Annotated in this window: 17 protein-coding genes and 5 pseudogenes; 8 read left to right on the forward strand and 14 right to left on the reverse strand. The window is 56.7% G+C overall.

Annotation, left to right across the window (positions count from 1 at the left end; genetic code table 11):
- The first annotated feature begins 5 nt into the window (after window positions 1-5).
- Together BZ163_RS12625 and BZ163_RS12630 are read left to right on the forward strand one after the other, a co-directional pair.
- The gene (locus tag BZ163_RS12625; protein WP_128871187.1) at window positions 6-1,850 is read left to right on the forward strand and encodes a dipeptide ABC transporter ATP-binding protein; all 1,845 of its coding nucleotides are present in this window, start codon (window positions 6-8) and stop codon (window positions 1,848-1,850) included.
- Window positions 1,851-2,044: 194 nt separating this feature from the next.
- A complete protein-coding gene (locus BZ163_RS12630) occupies window positions 2,045-3,388 on the forward strand; it encodes an OprD family outer membrane porin (RefSeq protein WP_128871188.1) in 1,344 nt (447 codons plus the stop codon).
- 3 nt (window positions 3,389-3,391) lie between these two features.
- Here the strand turns inward: BZ163_RS12630 and BZ163_RS12635 are convergent, their stop codons facing one another.
- Complete coding sequence (locus BZ163_RS12635) at window positions 3,392-4,303, reverse strand: LysR family transcriptional regulator (protein WP_128871189.1); 912 nt, start codon at window positions 4,301-4,303, stop codon at window positions 3,392-3,394.
- 111 nt (window positions 4,304-4,414) lie between these two features.
- Between BZ163_RS12635 and BZ163_RS12640 the strand changes: the two genes are divergently transcribed.
- The 6 genes and pseudogenes from BZ163_RS12640 to BZ163_RS36380 all read left to right on the forward strand — a co-directional run.
- Window positions 4,415-5,275, forward strand: a complete 861-nt coding sequence (locus BZ163_RS12640) for a hypothetical protein (RefSeq protein WP_128871190.1) — start codon at window positions 4,415-4,417, stop codon at window positions 5,273-5,275.
- 132 nt (window positions 5,276-5,407) lie between these two features.
- Window positions 5,408-6,376, forward strand: coding sequence for a glycine betaine ABC transporter substrate-binding protein (locus BZ163_RS12645; RefSeq protein ID WP_128871191.1), 969 nt, complete (start codon window positions 5,408-5,410; stop codon window positions 6,374-6,376).
- 113 nt (window positions 6,377-6,489) lie between these two features.
- Window positions 6,490-7,607 (forward strand): annotated as a pseudogene (locus BZ163_RS12650) (S-(hydroxymethyl)glutathione dehydrogenase/class III alcohol dehydrogenase).
- Window positions 7,608-7,697: 90 nt separating this feature from the next.
- The gene (locus BZ163_RS12655; protein WP_128871192.1) at window positions 7,698-8,081 is read left to right on the forward strand and encodes a VOC family protein; all 384 of its coding nucleotides are present in this window, start codon (window positions 7,698-7,700) and stop codon (window positions 8,079-8,081) included.
- Between the two features lie 345 nt (window positions 8,082-8,426).
- A pseudogene (locus BZ163_RS36375) lies at window positions 8,427-9,161 on the forward strand (MCP four helix bundle domain-containing protein); the annotation flags it as partial.
- Between the two features lie 306 nt (window positions 9,162-9,467).
- Window positions 9,468-10,066, forward strand: a pseudogene (locus BZ163_RS36380) (methyl-accepting chemotaxis protein); the annotation flags it as partial.
- Window positions 10,067-10,181: 115 nt separating this feature from the next.
- On the opposite strand, the gene BZ163_RS12665 reads toward BZ163_RS36380, so the two are convergent.
- The 13 genes and pseudogenes from BZ163_RS12665 to BZ163_RS12720 form a co-directional block, all read right to left on the reverse strand.
- Window positions 10,182-10,856 carry a DUF3313 domain-containing protein gene (locus BZ163_RS12665; protein ID WP_128871193.1) on the reverse strand — a complete coding sequence of 225 codons (675 nt, stop codon included), beginning with the start codon at window positions 10,854-10,856 and terminating at the stop codon, window positions 10,182-10,184.
- 47 nt (window positions 10,857-10,903) lie between these two features.
- On the reverse strand, window positions 10,904-12,172 hold the full coding sequence (locus BZ163_RS12670) for an OmpP1/FadL family transporter (RefSeq protein WP_128871194.1): 1,269 nt from the start codon (window positions 12,170-12,172) through the stop codon (window positions 10,904-10,906).
- A gap of 68 nt (window positions 12,173-12,240) precedes the next feature.
- Entirely contained in the window at window positions 12,241-13,857 is a 1,617-nt protein-coding gene (locus BZ163_RS12675; protein WP_128871195.1) for an arylsulfatase, read from the reverse strand.
- A 163-nt stretch (window positions 13,858-14,020) separates the two neighbouring features.
- A pseudogene (locus BZ163_RS35580) lies at window positions 14,021-14,122 on the reverse strand (antibiotic biosynthesis monooxygenase); the annotation flags it as partial.
- A pseudogene (locus tag BZ163_RS36385) lies at window positions 14,100-14,192 on the reverse strand (NADPH:quinone oxidoreductase); the annotation flags it as partial. The pseudogenes BZ163_RS36385 and BZ163_RS35580, both read right to left, overlap by 23 nt.
- Window positions 14,193-14,335: 143 nt before the next feature.
- Window positions 14,336-15,139 (reverse strand): 2OG-Fe(II) oxygenase, encoded by an 804-nt coding sequence (locus BZ163_RS12685; RefSeq protein ID WP_128871196.1) that lies wholly within the window; start codon window positions 15,137-15,139, stop codon window positions 14,336-14,338.
- Window positions 15,140-15,199: 60 nt separating this feature from the next.
- On the reverse strand, window positions 15,200-16,033 hold the full coding sequence (locus tag BZ163_RS12690; protein WP_128871213.1) for a glycosyltransferase: 834 nt from the start codon (window positions 16,031-16,033) through the stop codon (window positions 15,200-15,202).
- Between the two features lie 409 nt (window positions 16,034-16,442).
- A complete protein-coding gene (locus BZ163_RS12695; RefSeq protein ID WP_178110474.1) occupies window positions 16,443-18,533 on the reverse strand; it encodes a TonB-dependent siderophore receptor in 2,091 nt (696 codons plus the stop codon).
- Between the two features lie 184 nt (window positions 18,534-18,717).
- Window positions 18,718-19,305: an SMI1/KNR4 family protein gene (locus BZ163_RS12700; RefSeq protein WP_128871198.1), complete on the reverse strand. Its 588-nt coding sequence runs from the start codon at window positions 19,303-19,305 to the stop codon at window positions 18,718-18,720.
- 54 nt (window positions 19,306-19,359) lie between these two features.
- Window positions 19,360-19,902, reverse strand: a complete 543-nt coding sequence (locus tag BZ163_RS12705) for a CbrC family protein (RefSeq protein ID WP_128871199.1) — start codon at window positions 19,900-19,902, stop codon at window positions 19,360-19,362.
- Window positions 19,903-20,053: 151 nt separating this feature from the next.
- Window positions 20,054-20,578: a DUF4303 domain-containing protein gene (locus tag BZ163_RS12710; protein ID WP_168187354.1), complete on the reverse strand. Its 525-nt coding sequence runs from the start codon at window positions 20,576-20,578 to the stop codon at window positions 20,054-20,056.
- 60 nt (window positions 20,579-20,638) lie between these two features.
- The gene (locus tag BZ163_RS12715) at window positions 20,639-21,007 is read right to left on the reverse strand and encodes a hypothetical protein (RefSeq protein WP_128871201.1); all 369 of its coding nucleotides are present in this window, start codon (window positions 21,005-21,007) and stop codon (window positions 20,639-20,641) included.
- An 85-nt stretch (window positions 21,008-21,092) separates the two neighbouring features.
- Window positions 21,093-21,590: an SMI1/KNR4 family protein gene (locus BZ163_RS12720; protein ID WP_128871202.1), complete on the reverse strand. Its 498-nt coding sequence runs from the start codon at window positions 21,588-21,590 to the stop codon at window positions 21,093-21,095.
- Window positions 21,591-21,626: the final 36 nt, after the last annotated feature.

Genomic DNA, 21,626 nt, shown 5'->3' on the forward strand with positions numbered 1-21,626 from the left:
TTTCCATGAACGAGAATTTGGTAGCCCGGGTTCAAAACCTGAGTGTGGCGTTCGGCGCCAGAGAGAGCGAATCGACCGTGGTGCGGGATGTTTCCTTCGAGGTCATGCGCGGTCAGACGCTGGCGATCGTTGGCGAGTCCGGCTCTGGAAAATCCGTGACCTCGATGGCGATGATGGGCCTGATCAAACGAGCCGGCGGACGCATTGTCTCCGGGTCGATGCAGCTGCAAACCAGGAGCAACGAGATTGTCGATCTGGTAGCAGCGCCCGAGTCGGTCATGCGTAATCTCAGAGGGTCGTCGATGTCGATGATCTTCCAGGAACCCATGACCTCGCTGAATCCGGTGTTCAAGATCAGCTCGCAACTCACCGAGGCCATTATTCTGCATAAGCGCTGCAATGGTGCTGCAGCGCAAGCCCAGGCGTTGCGCATGCTGGACCTGGTGCGCATTCCCGATGCGCAGCAGATCATGAACCGATACCCCCACGAGCTTTCCGGTGGGATGCGCCAACGCATCATGATCGCCATGTCGCTGGTCTGTGAGCCTACATTGCTCATCGCCGACGAGCCGACGACCGCGCTGGACGTCACTGTCCAGGCGCAGATCCTGCGCATCATCAAAGAGTTGCAAAGCAGCCTGGCCATGGGCGTGATCTTCATCACCCACGATATGGGGGTCGTGGCCGAGGTAGCCGACCACGTGATGGTGATGAAAAAAGGCGAGACCGTCGAGCAGGGTACTGTGAAGGCTGTGTTACAGGCGCCCCAACAACCCTATACACGTGCACTGCTTGCCGCAGTGCCCAAGATCGGCTCGATGCGCGGCACGTGCCTGCCGGCAAAATTTCCGCTGATCGACGATAAGGCTGATGAGCCTTCTTCGCAATCCGGGCTCGCCCGGGGCGTTGTTCCCGACTACGAAAATTCGCCGATCCTCAGCGTCAAGTCGTTATCGATCCGGTACGACCTCAAGGGCGGCATTTTCGGCAAAGTCAGGCGTCGTGTGCATGCCGTCGAGGCCATCGACTTTGACATCTATCCGGGTGAAACACTGGCGCTGGTCGGTGAGTCAGGCTGCGGTAAATCAACCAGCGCTCGGGCGATTGCCGGCCTTATGCCAATCCAGGGAGGGGATATCGTCTTTGGCGGCAAGCACCTGGGAACGTTGAACAAGAGCGGTTTGAAGCGCTTGCGCCGAGACATCCAAATGGTCTTTCAAGACCCCTATGCGTCTCTGAACCCGCGCCTCACCATCGAGGACAGCCTGTTAGAACCGCTGTATGTGCATAACATTGCCCGGGGCGCCGAAGCGCGCAAGCAAGTGCGTAACCTGTTGGAGCGAGTGGGGCTTTCTGCGGAACATGCACAACGCTATCCACATGAGTTTTCAGGAGGACAGCGGCAACGAATCTGTATCGCCCGTGCACTGACACTCTCGCCAAAACTTATCATTGCGGATGAAGCGGTCTCTGCGCTGGACGTCTCCATTCAGGCTCAAGTGATCAATCTGCTGCAAGATCTGCAGCGGGATATGGGCATCTCATTCCTGTTTATCTCCCATGACCTGGCAGTGGTCGAGCGCGTCAGCCACCGGGTGGGTGTGATGTACCATGGTCGCATCGTTGAAATCGGCCCACGGCGTTCGGTCTTCGAAAACCCGCACCACGCCTACACGCAAAAGTTATTGAGCGCAGTGCCCTCGGCTGATCTGGACGTGCCCAGGAAGCCATTCAGTCTGATGGAGGAAACCGTGCCTAGCCGAATTTACGATATCAATTATCAAGCGCCACAGATGAGTTACCTGGAAGTGGCTCCTGGCCATTTTGTTGCGACGTCGGCCATTATGTAATCAGCAATAAAAAGATCTGCAATCATCTATCAAAAGATCTTGCTCGACTGTCCTGAGCCATTCATGGGCAACACTATAAAAATAAAAACGTCACTGCGCTATGTGCGAAGTGTTCCTGTTATTTGAGTTGGGCGGGCGTTCGCGAGTTTCGCGGACTTGCACGGCTGCCTGACTTCAACATTGGAAGAGCATCGATGAATAAGGGCAAATTAGCGCTCGGCCTGGCCGTGGCCACATTCTACCAGCAGGCCTATTCCTCCAGTTTTTCAGAGGACAGCAAAGCCTCTGTCAGTTCACGCTCGTTATATTTTGAAGGGGATCAGCGCGGGCCAAACGGGGTGGATCAACGGCAGTCGGCAACTGGTCTGAAATTTGATTTCACCTCTGGTTACACGCAAGGTTTGATTGGGTTCGGGCTCGACACCCAAGGGTTGTTGGGCGTGAACCTGGGCGGTGGGATTTCTCCTCACAGCGCATCGACCAGCAATACCATCACCCCCGTTGATACAGACGGCACACCGGTTGATAACTGGAGCCGCCTGGGTGCCAATGGCAAAATCAAGCTGTCCAAAACCGAATTGAAGGCAGGCACTGCGTTAGCACCCAACCTGCCGATCCTGGTAGCAAATGATTCGCGCCTGCTTCCACAATCCTTTCAAGGTGCAGTACTGACTTCCAGAGAGTTTGAAAGCGTCACTTACACGGCAGGTCAACTGAACCGCGCCATCGGTCGAGCCTCAAGTAACTGGGCCGGCATTTCCGCAGGTGGGCGCAAGGGGGCCGACGCGTTCCGTTTCGTGGGGGCTGACTGGAAAGCCACGAAGGACCTGACGCTTCAGTATTATTATGCGCAACTGGAAGATTACTACGGCCAGACTTTTCTGGGATTGACCCATGATGTTCAGATATCACCTGAACAGTCCTTGAAAACTGATCTGCGCTACTTCAACAGCCATTCAGATGGGGAAAACGGGAGTAACACTGATTACCAGTACAAAAATGGCTATAACGCTGGCGCTCTAGGTGAGGTCAATAACAACACGTGGTCGGCTGCTTTTACTTACTCACTGGGCGGCCATTCACTGACCCTCGGTCATCAACGTGTCAGTGATAGCGGGGGGATGCCCTATGTCACCAACGGCAGCCTGGTTGATGGTCGTGGGCGCCCGGAAGGCGAAGGAGGCGCCAGCGTCTACCTTTACACGGATATCATGATCAACAACTTTACCCGTGCGGGTGAAAACTCCAGTTTTGGGCTCTATCGATACGACTTTGCCGGTCTGGGTGTGCCTGGGCTTAAAGCTCAATGGACCTACGTCAAAGGTCAGGATATCCGTGGCATCGGCAATGCAACGACCGGACGCTACAGCGAATGGGAGAGCGACTATCGATTGGACTACGCCATCCAGAACGGTTCACTCAAAGGCTTGGGCGTTTCTCTGCGGCGCGCAAACTATCGCACCCAGCTCCCCACAACGACGGCCCAGGATCAGGACCAGACCCGTTTTTACGTCAATTACACCTATTCGCTCTGGTAGGCGTCAGCCGTCCCGGTTGGGCTGATGTGTCTTGATCCAGGCACTCAGCTCGGTAACCATTTTATTGACCTCACTGTCCTCCCGTTCCGAGGGACGAACAATGGCGTTCCAGGCGATGTCGAGGCCGTCATTCAGGGCGGCCCACGCAAGCTCCCCGCGCTCGAGGCTGGGGGTCACCAGGTCGCGTTGCAATATGCTGATTCCGTAGCCCGAGCGCACGAGTTCGACGATGGCTTCGATCAATTCCACCGTGATCATGCGGCGCGGCAAGATGCTGGCGGGGGCGAAGAACCGATCGTATTCCCAGCCACTCGCGCGATCGGTCGAGTACGTCACCAGGTTGTAGGTCTTGAAGTCTTCGGCGTAAATATTTTTCCTTCCCGCAAGGGGATGGTCGGTGGCCATGATCGCAATCAAATCGTCCCGAAAAAGGGGCAGTTTTGCTACACCACTCGGCACCATGCCGTCATCAATGATGGACACGTCAATCCGTCCTTGCATCAGGCTCGCGTAGACGTCATCGCGAGGCACGGTCACCAGGGTGATCTCAATATCCGGCCGCAGGCTTGAGTAATGCTTGATGAATTTTGGAATCCAGCGAAACGGGCCGTAGGAGGTGACCCCCATACGAACAAAAGCCGTAACGCCTCCGGCCATGGACCTCGCTTCAGACTCGGCTTCATTGAGTATCGCGATGATGTCCTTGGCGGCTCGTTCCAGGCGCACGCCAGCAGGGCTGAGTCTTAATTTTCCTGCCGATCTTTCGGTCAGGCTCACACCTAGCCGCCGTTCCGCCTCGCGTATGCGGTGACTGACGGCAGAGGGGGTCAGCCATAAGCGCTCGGCAACGGCTGTCACTGAATCGACTTCCGACAGGGTTTTCAGCATCACAAGGTGATCCAGAGTGAGTCTCATAGGGGGAGCGACCTGAAAATAATTCACAAATTTGCGTAATATTATGAGCGTGACTTGTTTTTTGCTCCGGTGCAATCTGGTTTCAGCAACCGCCATCGGAGAACAACAAACATGACAAAGCTTGCCTTCACACCTGCAGTCACTCTGGGCGATATCGTCGACCTTGAGCGTTATCCCATCACCGATCGAACCGACCCGGCGTATCTGGACCTGGTCACTCGAAGTCAATCGTTGCTCGGCGAGGAAGGCGTTGCGATCTTCCCGGGGTTCGTCCGCGATGAAGTGGTCGGCACGATGGCGGATCAAACCCTTGCACTGCACCCACGCATGTTCCATTTCCGCGAAAACCACACGGTGTACTTCAAGCCTCAGGACGAAAGCGTCGATCCAGAGCATCCACTGCGCCGGTTGATGAACACCGAGAAAGACACGGTCGCTTACGCCGATATCCCGGCGGACAATCTGATCAGGCAGATTTACCAATCGGACGAAGTACTGTCTTTCATTCGAGATGTATTGAATCTGGACGTGCTCTATCGCCATGCAGATCCGTTGGCGGCGCTTAACCTGCAGGGCTTTACGGCAGGGCAACAGTTGGGGTGGCACTTCGATCGATCCGACTTCAGCGTGACGCTGTCACTTCAGGCCGCGAGTGCCGGTGGGGATTTCGAGTATGTACGCATGCTGCGTAACGAGCACGACGATTGCCATGACGCGGTCAGGCAATTCCTCGATAACCCCGCCACTCAGAAGATAGAGGTGCTGCCTCAGGTGCCCGGCACCCTGACTTTGTTTCGTGGCCGCTATTCACTGCATCGGGTGACGCCGGTGGCAGGGGACACGCTCAGGCTCAACGCGGTATTGGCTTACGTGGATCAGCCCAATGTCGAATTCAGCGACTATGCGCGTAAATTGTTTTACGGACGTACATCGGTAGAGCATTTGGTTCAGGATCAGCGCCACTCACAATAAAAGCACTCGACACTTCTTCGCTCCACGTGTTTGCACAGGCACTTGTCCACGTTCGATCCGTGGGTTTCGTTTGCCGCCTGTGCAGCACGCGACAGCTCGCTGCCCCCAACAATAATTTCGGAGCGTCTGATCATGAAATACAGGAAGAACTTGCTGGCCTCGTTACTCACACTTGGCGTACTCGCTGCCAGTGCTTCAAGCCAGGCTTCAGGGTGGTGTGATTCGGGCAAGCCGGTAAAGTTTGCCGGCCTGAACTGGGAAAGCGGGATGCTGCTCACCGACATCATGATGATTGTGCTCAAGGAAGGATACGGCTGTGCAACCGACCAGTTGGTCGGCAATACCATCATTCTCGAGACCGCTCTGGCCAGCAACGACATCCAGGTATTCGGCGAAGAGTGGATGGAGCGTAGCGAAGTCTGGAAAAAGGCTGCGGCAGCCGGAAAGGTCGTTGCGATTGGCTCACCGATCATGGGTGCCGTCCAGGGCTGGTACGTGCCGCGTTATGTGGTCGAGGGGGACGCAAAACGTAACAAGCCGGCCCGGGCGCCGGACCTCAAAACGGTCGCTGACCTGAGCAAATACCCTGAGGTCTTTCGAGACGCGGAAGAGCCGTCCAAGGGCCGCTTCTACAACTGTCCTGCGGGTTGGATTTGTGAACAGGAAAACACTGAGATGTTGAAAGACTACGGTCTGGAAAACACCTTCACCAACTTCCGCCCGGGAACAGGCGCTGCATTGGATGCCGCGGTACTGTCCAGCTACAAGCGCGGTGAACCGGTGCTGTTCTACTACTGGTCACCGACGCCGCTGATGGGACAGATCGATGCGATACGGCTGGAAGAAAAACCGGGTGTCGACAAAACCGTGGTGACCAAAGTCGGTATTTCCAAAGCCTTCCATGAGCAGGCCCCCGAGCTGAGTGCAGTGCTGGAGAAGGTCAATATTCCCATCGAGCTGTTGAATCAGAACCTGGCGAGGATGACCAGGGAACGCATCGAATCGCCCAAGCTGGCCAGGATTTTCCTCAAGGAACACCCGGAGGTGTGGCGCAACTGGGTGGATGAAGCCGTCGCCAACAAAATCCAGGCAGCGCTTTAATCGGCAATCGGGGCAAGGACGCCCAACAGCGGTAACGCCTTCTCAACACAGAAATCACTCCTGATTTTTCTTTGCTTCTATCTAGAGGCAGCCTTTTTTGCGTGCGGAATTTTATGAATAAGATCAAATCACGGGCGGCTGTCGCGTTCGCGGCCAATCAGCCCCTGCAAATTGTCGAAGTCGATGTGGCACCCCCACAGGCCGGGGAAGTGCTGGTGCGGATCATCGCAACCGGTGTCTGCCATACCGATGCCTTTACGCTGTCCGGTGCCGACCCGGAAGGTATCTTTCCGGTCATTCTCGGTCATGAAGGCGGCGGTATCGTCGTGGCTATCGGCGAGGGGGTGACTTCCCTCGCAGTGGGCGATCATGTGATCCCGCTGTACACCCCTGAATGCGGCGAATGCAAATTCTGTACATCCGGCAAGACCAACCTTTGTCAGAAGATCCGTGCCACTCAAGGCAAGGGCCTGATGCCGGATGGCACCAGTCGCTTTTCCTACAAGGGCCAACCCATATTCCATTACATGGGCACCTCGACCTTTTCCGAGTACACCGTGCTGCCGGACATTTCCCTGGCGAAAATCCCCAAGGATGCGCCGCTGGACAAGGTCTGCCTGCTCGGTTGCGGCGTGACCACCGGCATTGGTGCGGTACTCAACACGGCCAAGGTGGAGGAGGGCGCCACCGTGGCCATTTTCGGCCTGGGCGGTATCGGCCTGGCCGCGATCATCGGCGCCACCATGGCCAAGGCGGGTCGAATCATCGCGATCGATATCAACCCGGCCAAGTTCGAGATCGCCCGGCAATTGGGCGCCACTGACTGCATCAACCCCAAGGATTACGACAGCCCATCCAGGAGGTGATCGTCGAGATGACCGAGGGTGGCGTGGACTACTCCTTCGAATGCATCGGTAACGTCAATCTCATGCGTGCAGCTTTGGAGTGTTGCCATAAGGGGTGGGGCGAGTCGGTGATCATCGGAGTCGCGGGTGCCGGCCAGGAAATCAGTACCCGACCGTTCCAGCTGGTGACCGGCCGTGTCTGGCGCGGCTCCGCTTTCGGCGGAGTCAAAGGTCGCAGCGAATTACCTTCTTATGTCGAGAAGGCTAAAACCGGTGAAATCCCGCTAAGCACCTTCATCACCCATACCATGGGGCTTGAAGACATCAACAAGGCCTTCGATTTGATGCATGAAGGCAAGAGCATACGCACCGTCATTCACTTTTAACACTGATAGAACCGCCCCGGCGTACATCGTCAATCGAGCAGCGTACGGTCCAATTGCAATACCCATCCTTGTATCCAAGAGAGCATCAATATGAGCATCTTCACTCACGTCACCGTCGGTACCAACGATCTGCAAAAGGCCCGCAGTTTTTACGACAATGTACTCGGCGCACTCGGCCTCAAACGCATCGCGGATCTGAATGAGAATGGATCGATCTGGGGTGAGAGTGCCCCGTCCTTCTTCGTATTGAAACCGGCAAACGGCGCTCCAGCCAGCGTCGGCAACGGGGTCACTGTCAGCTTTGAAGCGCCGGATCGCGCTGCAATCGATGCCTTTCACGCGGCGGCTCTGGCCTGCGGCGGCACCTGCGAAGGCACACCCGGGCCTCGAGGCTGGGCACCTGATGCGTATGCCGCCTATGCCCGGGATCTGGACGGTAACAAGCTGGCCGCGTACTGCTTCAAGGCCGCCTAAGCCTCATCGCAACTTCGCAATCCTGCTTCACCAGGCTGGCGAGCAGGCAGCAGCCCCGTAGGGCTGTTGCCTGTCCGGGGTACTGCGCACGACGACGCAGTACTCACTGGAAGTCAGGACCGGCAGTGCACCCTGTGAACTTCTCGAGAAAGCCCAGCCCTTTGTCATCAAATGCCACCTCGCTGACGTTCAATGAGACGCAGTCGACTGGTGCTTGACGATACTGGCTGTCTCACCGAAGTCGTGCAGCGCAATCCCGTCAAGCCCGATGCCTGCGCAGCTTGGTGGGGGCTGTCAGCTGTACACCTCAAACAATAATAATGGCTAACCCATCGAGTTCGTCGCATGAACATTCTGAACACGTCCAAGTTTTCGACCAAGCTGCTGACCGCGTTCGTCATCTGCGCCCTGATCACCTTGGCCGTGGGTGGGTTGGGAATGGTCGGGATCAGCCGTTTGGCCACTGCGCTGTCGTTGACCTTTTCCAACAGTCTGGTCTCGGTGGGCAACACCAACGAGACCCTGGCCAGTCTGACCGCGCATAACCGCCTGCTGTACCGGTTGCTCGACTCTGAGGCCAGTGGCATGTCTGAAGCGGACAAGGCACGTATTCAGCAGACTCTGGCGACGGAGCAGGCACGGGCGGAACAAGCCTTCGCAACCTACCGCGGCACGCCGCTGGAGGAGGACGAGCGGGTGGCGGGGGACCGGTACGAAGCCCTGTGGCCTGCTTATGTGGCCGCGACCCGGCAGATCCTGGAACTGTTGAACGCTGGCGATATTGCCCGGGCACGCACTCGCTTGAACGCGCTATCCCTGGATGAATTCAGAGAGGCCCGCGAGTGCCTGCACGGCATGCTCCAGTCGATCGATCGGCAGATCAAACAGGGTGCCGAGGGTGCGCAAGCACTCAACGTCAGCTCAACGCTGATGCTGTCGGTCGGGATCGTGATCGCCTTTGTGGTGGCCGCTGTCCTGGGCATGCTGGTTACCCGCATGATCACTCGCCCATTGGCAGTGGCGGTCGCGAGTGCCCAGCGCATTGCCGCGGGCGATCTGACTCAGCGTATTTCCACTGCCCGTGGCGATGAAGCGGGGCAACTGCTCAATGCCTTGGCGGATATGCAAGGCGGTTTGAAACAGACTATCGAGGAGATCGCCAAGGCCTCGGATCAGTTGGCCTCGGCCGCCGAAGAGCTGAACGCGGTCACCGAGGAAAGCACCCGTGGCCTGACACGACAGAATGACGAAATCCAGCAGGCGGCGACCGCGGTCAATCAAATGACCGCGGTGGTCGAGGAAGTGGCACGTAACGCGGTCTCGACCTCCGATGCCTCTAAAACCGCGACCGAAGACGCGGTCGATGGACGTGCTCAGGTCGACCATACGCTCAAGGGCATCAGCACCATGGTGCAACAGATTACCGGGTCGACCGAGACAGTGACCGAACTGGCCGGGCACATCCGGAAAGTCAGCAAGGTACTGGACGTGATCCGCAGCATCGCCGAACAGACCAACCTGTTGGCGCTCAACGCGGCCATCGAAGCCGCCCGTGCCGGCGAGCAGGGGCGCGGGTTTGCGTGGTGGCCGATGAAGTGCGCGCACTGGCCCATCGCACCCAGGCCTCGACTGTCGAAATCGAAGGCATGATCAATACTGTGCAATCGGGCGCCAACGGGGCCGTCATCGCCATGGGCAAGAGCCTGTCGCTGGCCACCAGCACCCAGGAACAGGCCCGGCGTGCCGGGACGGCGCTGGAGAAGATTACCGACATGGTCGTCACCATCAACGAGCGCAATCGGGTGATCGCCTCGGCGTCCGAAGAGCAGGCTCAGGTTGCCCGCGAAGTGGACCGCAACCTGCTGAACATCCAGGACCACTCGACCCAGAGTGCAGCAGGTGCCAACCAGACCAGCGCTTCCAGCCAGGAACTGGCACGGCTGGCCATCTCCTTCAAGGACCTGGTCGCGCAGTTCAAGCTGTAAGGCCAGTTTGCACCATTAGAGGTTGGTCATCACTGAGTGGTACTGGCATTGGTTCGCTCGGGTGACCTCTACAAATGTTGCGCAGCATTATCGGAGTAGCACAGTCTGTTTGTTCTTACCGGATGAACGCCTGCAAATCGCTGGTCAGTTTATTGATTGCCGATTTGAAATCGTTAGCGGTGATTTTCTGGCTAGCGTTTTCCAGTGTGCTGCCGAATACCTTGCGCACGACTTTGGCTACCGTCTGATTGTTGCTCGCGTCGATGAACTCGGCCTCGATGAACAGTGTGGTGTCTTGATCGCGGTGGCCAGTGGCGGCGGAAACACCGCCCACGACGGCGGCGACCGGAATCACTTCATACCACTTCATACCTTCGTTCTCGGCATTCACCCCGGTGATCGCCGCGCGCATGATCAGCGTTTTTGAACCGGCCGGCGCTGATTTTGCGCTCGGCACCACCCGGTATTTCTGGCCCAGTACACCTTGGGCCTTGCTGGTCATGTAGTTTTGCAACTCGTCCAGGGTTTGCCGATTGACCCGCTCGTTGGGCTGTGGCGCCGGGTAGAGCTCCAGCTTGTTGAAGGCCACGGTGTTATAGGCATCTGGATTCCAGGACGGGCTCACCCAGCGCATGGCTGTGTCGCCGCTGGTGGTGGTGACCTGCTGCAAGTTGTTGTAGTTGGACAGATAGCCGGAGTACTGCTCACGCTCGGTGACTTTCGAGGTGCAACCGCCGAGCAGCAGGCTGGACAGCGCAGCGCCGATAAACAGTTTTCGGGACAGGTTCATTGTGGTGTGTGCTCCATGGATCAAGTCGGTTTTTCGGTCGTAGGGCATCAGAAACGCCAGGTCATGTTGCCGGTCACTGCTTGAATCCAGGCATTGTCGAACTGACCGGAAGTTCTCGTGCCTGACGTGGATTTGGTCTGGTCCACCGGCATGTCGCCGAGCCAGACCATGGCCCAGCTCACGTTGATGTCGGTGACTTTGTTCAGCGCATAGGTGGCTCCCGTTGCAACGCGCCAGGATTCGCCCATGGGCACGGTAAACGTTCGGTTGCCATCCGAAACGGCGCTGCTGTCATACGCCACACCGACGTTCCACAGCAGGTGCGGTGTGGCCTGATACTGCGCGCCGAGTGCCAGTTGCCAAGTGTCTTTGAAATGGGCGTCGACTGTAGTCGCTTTTGCGCCCAACGCTGTCGTGTCGACTTGCACCGAGATATCGCCAAACTCTGACCAGTCCTGCCAGTTGACCGAGGCCAGCAAGGCCCATTGCGGGTCGAGTTGCTGGAACAGACTTAGCGTTGCAGTTTGCGGCACCGTCATGTCGAGTTGGGTGTTCAGGCCGTCCAGGCGCTCCAGCACGGGTCCGTTGCCTTTGACGTCAAGCCCGTCCTCGAAGTCCAGATCGACCTTGCTGGTGTAGGCCAGGCCTATCCGGGTGCCAGGTTGCGGGGCATAGATCACCCCCACGTTCGCGCCAAAACCCCAATCGTTGTCTTTGTACTTGAACTGGCCGTCGCTGCGGTCGGTGAAGCCGAAAGGCTCGCGGTCTATCGCGGTTTGGGCTTGCAGCATGCCGTACATGGCTTTCACGCCGAAGCCCAGCGACCATTGCTCGTTGACGCGGTAAGCCACGCTGGGCACAAACGACAAACCGGCGAGGCTGGCGTTTTGGGCGAAGTAGCGCCCGGACCAGTCGTTGTCGTAATTGGCCGCCAGGCCAAAGTCAGCGTACTGGCCGAAACCAATGCTCCAGTAGTCGTCGAATTGATGGCTGACGAAGAAGCCACCCCCGGGAATCGGGTCGAGGGCGTTACCGCTGCCAGTGCCGGTGCCGTTGGTATTTGAGTCACGATCGAAACTCAGGTCGCCGTAGAGAATCTGCAAACCACCGGTGATCTGTGTGCCGGGCAGATAACTCATGCCCGCCGGGTTACTGGCAATGGTCGAGGGGCCTTGAGCACGGGCGGCGGCACCGGCATTGGCCAAACCGGCGTTATCGGTGCCGATTTCATAGAGCATGATGCCGCCGGCGTAAGCTTGCTGACTGCACAGTGCACACAGGGCAATGGCGGGCAGGGCGGATGTTTTTATTTGCATGGGTCACCTCAGCAAATGTCCGTCATGAATGCGGGTGGCGAGCGCTAGCCACCCGCGAATTCAACTGCTTACTTGCCCATGGCCGCCCGGGCCGCTTCGATCCTGGCTTTGACTGCTTCGAGGTTGAAGCTCGCGCCTTTTTGCATGGGCGGGAACTCAACCGCTGTTTCAGCCAGTTTGACCACCTGCTGCTGCACAAACACAAATCGCCAGAACTGGAATTTGAACCACTCGAAATACTCCAGCGAGCCATTGGCCGCCATGTTTTGCGGCCATCCGGCGCGTTCGAACGGGTCGAGGCGCAGGTTGGTCAGGATCGGCATGTCCAGCGTGGTTTTCGCCCCTAGCCAGCCACCAGGCTGGTCAATGAAGCGGTACTTGAAGTCATCGATACGGATTGCGCCCAGCGTGCTCTCGCCGAAGTAGAAGATCTCATGGCGATTCGACGGACCTTTGCCAGTGATCATCGGTGTTTGGTCATAGCCGTCCAGGTGCACTTTGTAAGTGGTATCGCCCAGTTGTTTACCCTTGAGCAGTTCGGCGCTGATGTTCGGGTTGCCGGCCGCCGCGACGAAGGTCGGGAACCAGTCCATTCCGGACATGATGCCATTGGCCACCGTGTTTGCCGGTACTTTGCCCGGCCAACGAACGATCGCCGGCACCCGGAAACCACCTTCCATTACCGTACCTTTACCCATGGCAAATGGCGTGGTGCCGCCATCCGGCCAGGTGAAGTTTTCCGCGCCATTGTCAGTGGTGAACAACACAATGGTGTTGTCATCCATGCCGTCTTTTTTCAGCTTGGCCATCACGTCGCCGACGATGTCGTCGAGCTGCGCCATGCCGGCTTCCTGCTCCGACCAGCCATTTTGCGCGTTGCGCATGGCTTCGTACTTGTCGGACAGGTGCGTGACGATGTGCATGCGGGTCGGATTGAGCCACAGGAAGAACGGTTTGTTGTCCTGCTTGGCCTTGTCGATGAAGGTGAAAGCTTTGTCGCGAATCTCGTCGTCGACGGTTTTCATCCGCTCCGGATAGAGTGTTCCGGCGTCTTCGATTTTCTGTTTGCCGACCTTGCCCCAGCGCGGCATCACGGTCGTATCGTCAGTCGTCGTGGCCCAGCTGTGAACCATGTTCCGCGGGCCGACGGTGGGTAGAAGATCTTGCGGATAATTGGGGTGCGCCGGATCTTCCATGGCGTCGAGGTGATAGAGATAACCGAAGAACTCATCGAAACCATGCACGGTCGGCAGGAATTCGTTCAAGTCACCCAAGTGGTTCTTGCCGAACTGACCGGTGGCGTAACCCATGGACTTGAGTGTGGTGGCGATGGTGACAGCTTCGGCGGGAATACCAATGGGAGAACCGGCCTGCCCGACAGTGGTCATCCCGGTACGGATCGGCAGTTCGCCGGTAATGAAGTTGGCCCGCCCTGCGGTGCAACTGGCCTCGGCGTAGTAGTCGGTGAAACGCATGCCTTCGGCCGCGAGCTGGTCGAGGTTGGGTGTTCGACCGGCCATCATGCCCTGGTTGTACACACCGATGTTGGACCAGCCAATATCGTCACCCATGATGACCACAATGTTGGGGACTGTTTTGTCGGCTGCTTGAGAGAGGACGGGGAACACCATTGCAGACAACAGTACTGATACAGCGAACGCCGTTGATGACTTTGTCCGGTTCATGTCGAGCTCCTGCGCACTTGCGTGAGTACCCTGAGACGAGCCCCCGACCGTCCTGAAAACGGGATCCCCCGCGAAGAGCGTAGGTACGAATTGCTAAATATCCAGTATTTAGTTTCTCGACTGTAAGCTGTTGTTTCATGGGCTTTACAGCTGGACTGCTGGTACCTTTCGCGCGGCTGAGCAAAGGAGCGACCTCGGCAAATGCACGTCGGAACATTTCAATGCGTTCTTTGTGAACGGGGGGCAAGTGAATAGACGGCGCCAACGTGTGGCCGCAGCTGACCGCGCGCTACCAATGCGCTCAGCGCATCAAGCTTGCGGCGGTTGGTTGCGGTTCTCCAGTGTTGGCGTGCTTGAGTTCAGGCGAGCTGAAAGTCTGGCTTTTTCAACAGGATCGACCCAAAGCCGACAGTCGGAGTGTCTAGACTCTGGAGTAGGTGAAAAATCAAAAAAATAAAACAATCGTCTGGCGATATGTTTAGTTTTTCTTCTTGATCAGCTTGCTCATATAGTACTTGAGGCTTAAACGATCTTTGGGTCTTGGCTTGTAATGGGTTTTGTTTCTTTGCGCGGGATCGGCCGCCACGGTTGCTGCGGTGTAGTAATAAAGCGCTATAGATCTGCGCGTGATGTGCTGCGGAGTCGTTAAAGGCTCTGGGTGCCCATGATTGCTGTCTTTGTCTGTGTTGAAAATAACGCAGCGGTTATAAACTGGCAGGACTTTTTTAAGACAAGTCTTCATGTCGACATCCCACAGCTCCAAGTTGCCTCCGTATTCCTCTTGCCAGTCTTCGTTAAGATAGATAATGGCATTCAGTCTGCGTTCAATGTTAAGTTTTTTGTTGAGTCTGAAGTCCGAGTGCACACCCAGGAAACCACCATTTTTTGTTTCATGCAGTCCGCCACCGGTAAAGTATGGGTCGGGTATCAAACCTTCGATGCCCGTCAGCTTTTCAAGAAACTGCAACATGGGTGCCGAATTAAAGGCGTTGAAAACCGTCTTCAGATAGGGATCGCATTCGTTGGGGCTGATTTGTCGTTTGTGCTGACCTTTATAGCCACGCTCGTAGAGCATTTCGTTGTTGGTTGGCTCGACTGGAAAGTGCGCGCAGATACTCGCAATCAGGTCTTTCGGTAAAAAATTATCGATGACGATGTGTGGAAATGGCGTGGCCTGGACATAGCTACTGGCTAGCGAGTGGCCGAAAGTGCTGGCGGCGTTCTGGTCGAAATCAAGCTCCGGGGAGAGGGTGATAGGTAGTGTTTGAGTGATGGCTGTCATTACCGCTCCAATAACCTGAACATAAAGACCTATGGATGACGTTTAGTAGTGTTGCCCACACTACTTGTTGCGTGTCTGCGATGTTTGACCTTTGCTGTCGCCCTTGTTCAGGCGCTCCAGGAGGTCGTTGTACATCTTGGTTCGTCTATGCGTCGTTTCATAGCCTCCGGCTGCAGCTACAGTGCCGGACTGAATGTGATCGAGATAACTGAATATTTTACGCGGCGACAAAAGTTCAACGACATAACCAAGCTCGGTCATGCGGTCTTGGAGGGTATAGCCAGGTACACGATCATCCATCAAAAAGTGCATGTCGTGCTGTTTGATCAGTTTGCAGTTCCATAATGTACAGAAGCTCTTCAGGTGAACTTCCCTGTACGGTTTTGGCTCTCTGGAGCGTAGTCCAAGGGAAAGTTTCATGCGTCTGAAGTGGTGTTTGAATAGTCGTGAGCTGAAGCGCCAAAGGGTTCTGGTGGTGCCGCGGTTTAATTGTTCTACGCAACCGACGGCTACGACCTTCGGGTTCTTCATGCATTTGTTGAGCATCATCGGAAACACATTTTTATCGAAAATGAACGTATCGGTGTGCAGCAGAAATACGTAGTCGGTATCAATACGTGCCAACGCCATGTCTAGTGCTTTGCCATGCGCGATATGGCCCTGTTCCGGTTCGGGAGTGGTTCGCTCGATTAGGTTGATCCAGTCAAGTGTCCGCAAGTACTCTGTGCTTTCATCGGCGGAATAGTTGTCAACCACCCATATGGGGACGCCGCTGTTGCCCACATGCTGATGCAATAGGTCTAAGCATATTTTGGTTATTTCGGGTGTTTTGTAGTTAACTACAACAATGCTGAAAATTTTAGTTTTGTCAGCCAGAAAACCAGTGTCGCCCATCGTTGAGACACTCAATAATAGCTTGGAGATAGGTGCAAGAAACAATTGCGCCTGTATCCAGCTGCTGTTTATTATTTCACGCGCAAACGTTGCGTGGCCAGAAATCATAGCTTTGTTACACCGTTCACGTTCAGTGTCTAATCATCGTTGACTCAAACCTAATGGAGCGTAGTAAATGCGGCTTTCATCGTATAAGGGGCTAGTCTATAGGTAAACCTCGCTGAAATATTTTGTTACATCAAAAGGAGCGCTAGTCAAAGGTTCTTGAGTAGTGGTGAGCTGGGTCTCGGTAAGGCATTCAGGAAACTCGTTTCGTCATACGGCGTCCTGGCACCTACAGAGCGTCCCAATCAGGAAGGTCACACGCCGCGTAGTCGTGCCAGTACGATCTTGATTGACCCACCTTCGATCAGAGGTTGAGGGTCAGGCTGACGCTGAGGTTGCGCGGATCGCCCGGTGTGACCCAGGCGCTGTTATAGGCGCGTTCGTAGTATTTGCGGTTGAACAGGTTGTTGAGGTTCAGGCCGAGGGTGACTTCCTCGCTGGCTTTGTAATGGGCGAGCAGGTCGAGGGTGCTGTAGGAGGGGAGGGTGAAAGCGCTGCCGGTCTGGCCCGAGCGCTCGCCCACGTAGCTCATGGCTGCGCCGATATCCGAGCCCCGCAGGAGGCCGTTCTGGAACTCGTGCACGGCCATCAGGCTGCCGCTGTTTCGGGCGATACCGAGCAGGTCGCTGCCTTGGGGGATGGCCGCGTCGCCCTTGGTCACTTCGGCGTCGATGTAGGCGTAGGCGCCGATGACACGCAGGGCATCGGTGACTTGGCCGCTGAACTGCAGGTCCAGACCCTGGCTGCGGGCTTTACCTGCGGCAACGCTGTCACCCAGGGCATCGGTGGTGATGACGTTTTCCTTGTCGATGTGGAACAGGGCGATAGTCGCTCCGATGCGACTGTCAAAGAGATCGAGTTTCAGGCCGCTCTCATAGCCCAGGCCCTTCTCAGGCTTGTACACCTGACCCTGGGTACCTACGGTGTTGGGCTTGAACGAAGTGGAGGCGTTGGCAAACACGCCGACCTGCGGCGTCAGTTGATAGAGCAAGCCGATGCGTGCAGTGGCGACGTCCTTTTCCTGGCTGTTGCTCACGCCCGTGGTCCGGTTCAGCGAGGTCTGCTCGATGCGCTCCAGGCGCACCCCGATCAGCCCACGCAGGCGTTCGGTGAAAGCGATCTGGTCCTGGAGGTTGAGGGCGTAGCTCTCGGTGTGCTCGAAGAAGTCGTTGGCACGGGTCAGCGCCGGCTTGGGCTGGCCGTACACCGGATTATAGATGTCCAGGCCATAGCTCAGCAGCGTGGCACTCTGGGGATACTTCTGGCTGTTGCGGTAGTTCTCGTATTCCAGCCCTGTCAGCGTCTGATGCTGCCAACCGCCGAGTTCGAAGTGTCCGTGCAGCTCGGCCTGGGTGATGGAGTCGTTCCACTCGAAATCACGCTCGCGGTAGAAACGGCTGATGGTCGTGCCGACCAGGGCTTGGGGCTCGGAGCTCGCGCCCTGGAGCGTGCCTTGGGTGTAGTGGTTGGCCAGGCGCAGTTTCCAGTCGTCGCTCAGGTAGTGCTCCAGCGCCAGGTCGATGGTCTGGTTGTCGTTGCGGATCTCACCATCGTTGGGCTCGCCAACGAAGGTCGAGCGCTTGACCGAACCCAGCTCACCATTGACCGCAGGAATACCGCGGTCGAACACCGATTCGGTGCGGGAAAACTCGGTGTCGAGCATCAGCCGGGTGTCCGGCGAAATCTGCCAGCTCAGCGACGGGCTGACGATGCGTCGTTCATTGCCGACGTGGTCGCGGAAGCTGCCGTTGTCCTCGACCGCCAGGTTGACCCGCGCCAACAGGTTGCCCTCGCTGTCGAGCGGGGTGTTGACGTCCAGGTTGCTCCGATAGCGATCCCAGGTGCCAGCGCTGAAACTCAGGGTGCTGAAGGCTTCGGGCTGGGGGCGCTTGGTGACGATGTTGACCAGGCCACCGGGGTCGCCACGACCGTAGAGGCTGGCAGCCGGCCCCTTGAGTACTTCAATGCGCTCGATGTTGGAGGTATCCGGCGAGCTGTAGCTGCCACGGTTGATGGCGAAGCCGTTCTTGTACAGCTCGCCCGTGGTGAAGCCACGTACGCTGTAGTTGAGAAAGGTCAGGCCGCCGAAGTTGTTCTGTCGCGCTACGCCACCGGCGAAATCCAGGGCGCGGTCGATGCGGGAGGTATTAAGGTCCTCAATCACCTGGGCGGAAACGACGTCGATGCTCTGCGGGGTGTCACGGATGTCCGTGTCGGTGCGGGTGGCCGTGGCCGAGCGAGTGGCGCGATAGCCACGCACCGGCCCGTCGGCGCGCTCCTCGACAAATGAATCGGTGATCGAGAGCTCATCCAGCACCAGGGTTTCGGCCGCAGATAGCGGCTGTTCGAGTAGTCCGAGGGTGAGTCCTGCCAGCAGCGGCGCGTAGTGTTTCAAAATCGGTTCTCCGTTAGATATGTAATAACATAACATTAATCGATCGAGAGACACTACTGCTGTCGTAGGATTGCGTCGGTGCGGGGCGGTAGAGATGCAAGCTGCCGGTGACGCTGGCGTTGTTAGAGGTGCTTGAGTGTTCGATTGAGCCAACGATGCAACAACGCGCTGGCCAACGCTGACCTTATTCATCCTCATAAATAAACGAGTAGTTGTCATCGATCAGCTGTTGCAGGTAGTGATCGAAGCTTTGCGCAATGACCTTGTAGCTGTCAGGGTCGTGCAGAAAACGCATGACTTGACCTACTGTTCCACCGGGCGCTGGGTTGAAGTCGATATACAGCCTTGAGGTTCCCCCATTGTTCATGCAATGGGAGAAGCACAGCCGTTTGTTCATGGGCAATGTGCTGTCGATGCCGGGGCCGATCAGGTCGGGTTCCTCATCCAGGTAGCCCTCATATATCTGCGCAATGCTCTCGGTGTCAGCGTGGGCGTCCTCAAATATCTGCTCTACGGAACGGAGGTAATAGGGGTACTCGAACACATCCGAGCCGAGCATCAGCACCATGACGGTGCCGTCGGGGTAATCCCTGAAGTGCGTGCCGTCGATCTGGCCGAGCAGTTGCAGCAGGCTTGCCGGGCACAACGGATAACGCTCCGTGAGCTGCTGCAAGTCTGTCGCCGAAGCGCCATGGGCCAGTTTCAGTTGATCGAGGTTTTCGGCCGGCAATACTTGGCGTAGACCGGCAAGGTAGGTATCTACGAGTGACATGAGAGGGGCCCTGCGATAGCGGTGGATTCGGACTCGATGCGCTTGGTTGTTCGTTCAATGGTTGTCTTGATAGGCACCCAATGCGCAGCAATGGCGGCATCTGAAGAGGTAGGCGGTAGGGCCGTGGTCCTTGTCCAGTGCACTGAAGAACCTGTTCCATTGAGGCCCGTCCTCCAGCCCCGTCGAGTCCTGTACGGCAGTCATTGCTGCAGCCCCTAGTGCAAGCAGCTCGGCATGGCCTGCCTTGCCGATGAACTCGCCTGCGTCATTGCAGTGGGTGAACCATCGCTCCTGCTGCCAGCCATTAAAACCGGGCGTGCGCTGGCTCAGCTCGGCGACCAGCGCTTCATCGAGTTCTTCTTCAGCGTCCAGGCCAATGCTGTCTTCATCGATAAAAGTTGCGCCGAGGCGTTGGTGAGCGCTGCCATCGGCAATGCACCAGGGGCAGATGCAGGCTTCGTAATCTTCGATGGCGTATACCGGCCCCACATAGACGTAGCCGCGAGCTTGTTCGCAGCTGACGCAGGTGTTTGTGGAGGGTTGTACCGAGCCGCTGGCAACAGGGTCCGGGTGGTAGGTGAACGGTGGCAGATTCATTGGAAGGTCCTTGATCCAAAGTCATGCCCTGAGCCGGAAGCGTTAGCGTACATCGCAGTATTCTTCCTTGAACTTGAGGGCAATGGGGTAACAACAGTCAGATTGCGAATGGGGGTTATGGTTCAAAATGCCCTTGATCTACATCGATACCTCACCCGTCCGCGTGTTGCTCCAGCCAGGACTTGAATTCGCCGGCCTGCTCAGGGGTGTTCAATGCACAAATCCAGGCGATTTCCTCATGTGTGCTTTCAAAACCAGCAACTGAAAACACCTGGATAGCGTGCTCGAAAGTCGAGCCTGTGAGCGTTTGCATGGCCGCGACACATATCTCAAAAACCTGCCGGCGATGCTGTTCGAAATGGTCCCGGGAAGTTGCGTCGGCCATGCTCCACAGTGTTTTCGACAGGTCCGCGAAGTAGTGTCCGCCGAAGGCTTCGTGGCTCCATTCGGCGGGGGACCACTTGAAGTACAGCCGGTCTTCGGGGTTTTCAGCCTGCACCCGTGCCAGGTGGTCCTTGGTATTGAAGGCCGGCGCCAGGCTTCGCGCATCGGCGTCTGAATACAAGGCGAATCCGCAGACCTCGACGTTCGGGAAGTCCTTGCGAAATTGTTCGGTGGCCTTGAGGGCCGCTGCCTGAATCTCTCGTTGAAGCTGTTCGCTACTCAAGGTCAACATCGGGCTTCTCGCTGTAAGGGTCATGAGTCGTTGCCAGGTTTGAGTGCGATGAACGGGGGATTAGCCAACAACGTCCTTGATCAAGGCATCCATGGATGAAAAGGCCAGCCCATCGGTGATGGACGGGCACCCCGAGCCCAGCAGATAAAACCGTTCTATTGCGGATCTGCCCACCAGTATCAGCCGGCCGCCCGAGTCATCACCGATCATCAGATAGCCTGGGAAGTACTCGGCTATTTCGTATGTCTGTTGTCGCTCGGCTATTTCATCCGTCGAATAAATTTTCACGAGGTCCTCGATCATTGCTCCGTCGCAGAGCGACCAGAATCTGCTTATCCATGAACCTGAGTTGAGGGATAGTTGCTGCTCTGTTCGGGTGATCTTTTCAACGCCTGCAGGCGGGTTTTTTTCTGTGTAACGCAAGCTCATTCGGATCCACCAGATGAAGAATTTCTACAACCTCGGGGCAGGGCGCACACCTTGCCAACGAAAAAATACCCTGCGCTTTTGCCCCTTACTGAGGCACACGACTATCAAACGGTTCGAAATCCCGCTCAATAAAGGCTTCCGTCAGAACGTTTGAACTGCACAGCCATTCAATGGCTGCCACCAGCCCGTGGCCGGCAACCAGAGCGGCTTCGCTATGGCGCGGCAACACATAGATACGCTCAGGATCGCCGGGGTGAATGATGAGTTCGTCACCGTCGTAGGTGTCACCAATGATGATGCACTGCAGGGCCTTTTCCTTGGGCATCAGCGCTTTGTCGTCATCCCAGAACCAGTATTGGTTAATGCGTTCCAGCCAGTTGGCCTGGCTGTTTTCACCGTGCAATATCTGATGTGGCGGGTAGATCCGGATGTACACGCCACCGAGAATGCCTTCGCCAAATTGCGTCACGTATTCACGGTAACCGGTGGGGAATCGACTACCCAGCGCATGTTGCGCTTGATCGACTTCGGCGTCTGTCGACAGCACCCTTGGTTCGCTCATTACGTTGATGTTTTCGAACATTCCATGTCTCCTGAGTTGATGAATCGGCCGCACGAT

Origin of the sequence: Pseudomonas sp. VI4.1, assembly GCF_002029345.1 — a bacterium.
Lineage (GTDB): Bacteria > Pseudomonadota > Gammaproteobacteria > Pseudomonadales > Pseudomonadaceae > Aquipseudomonas.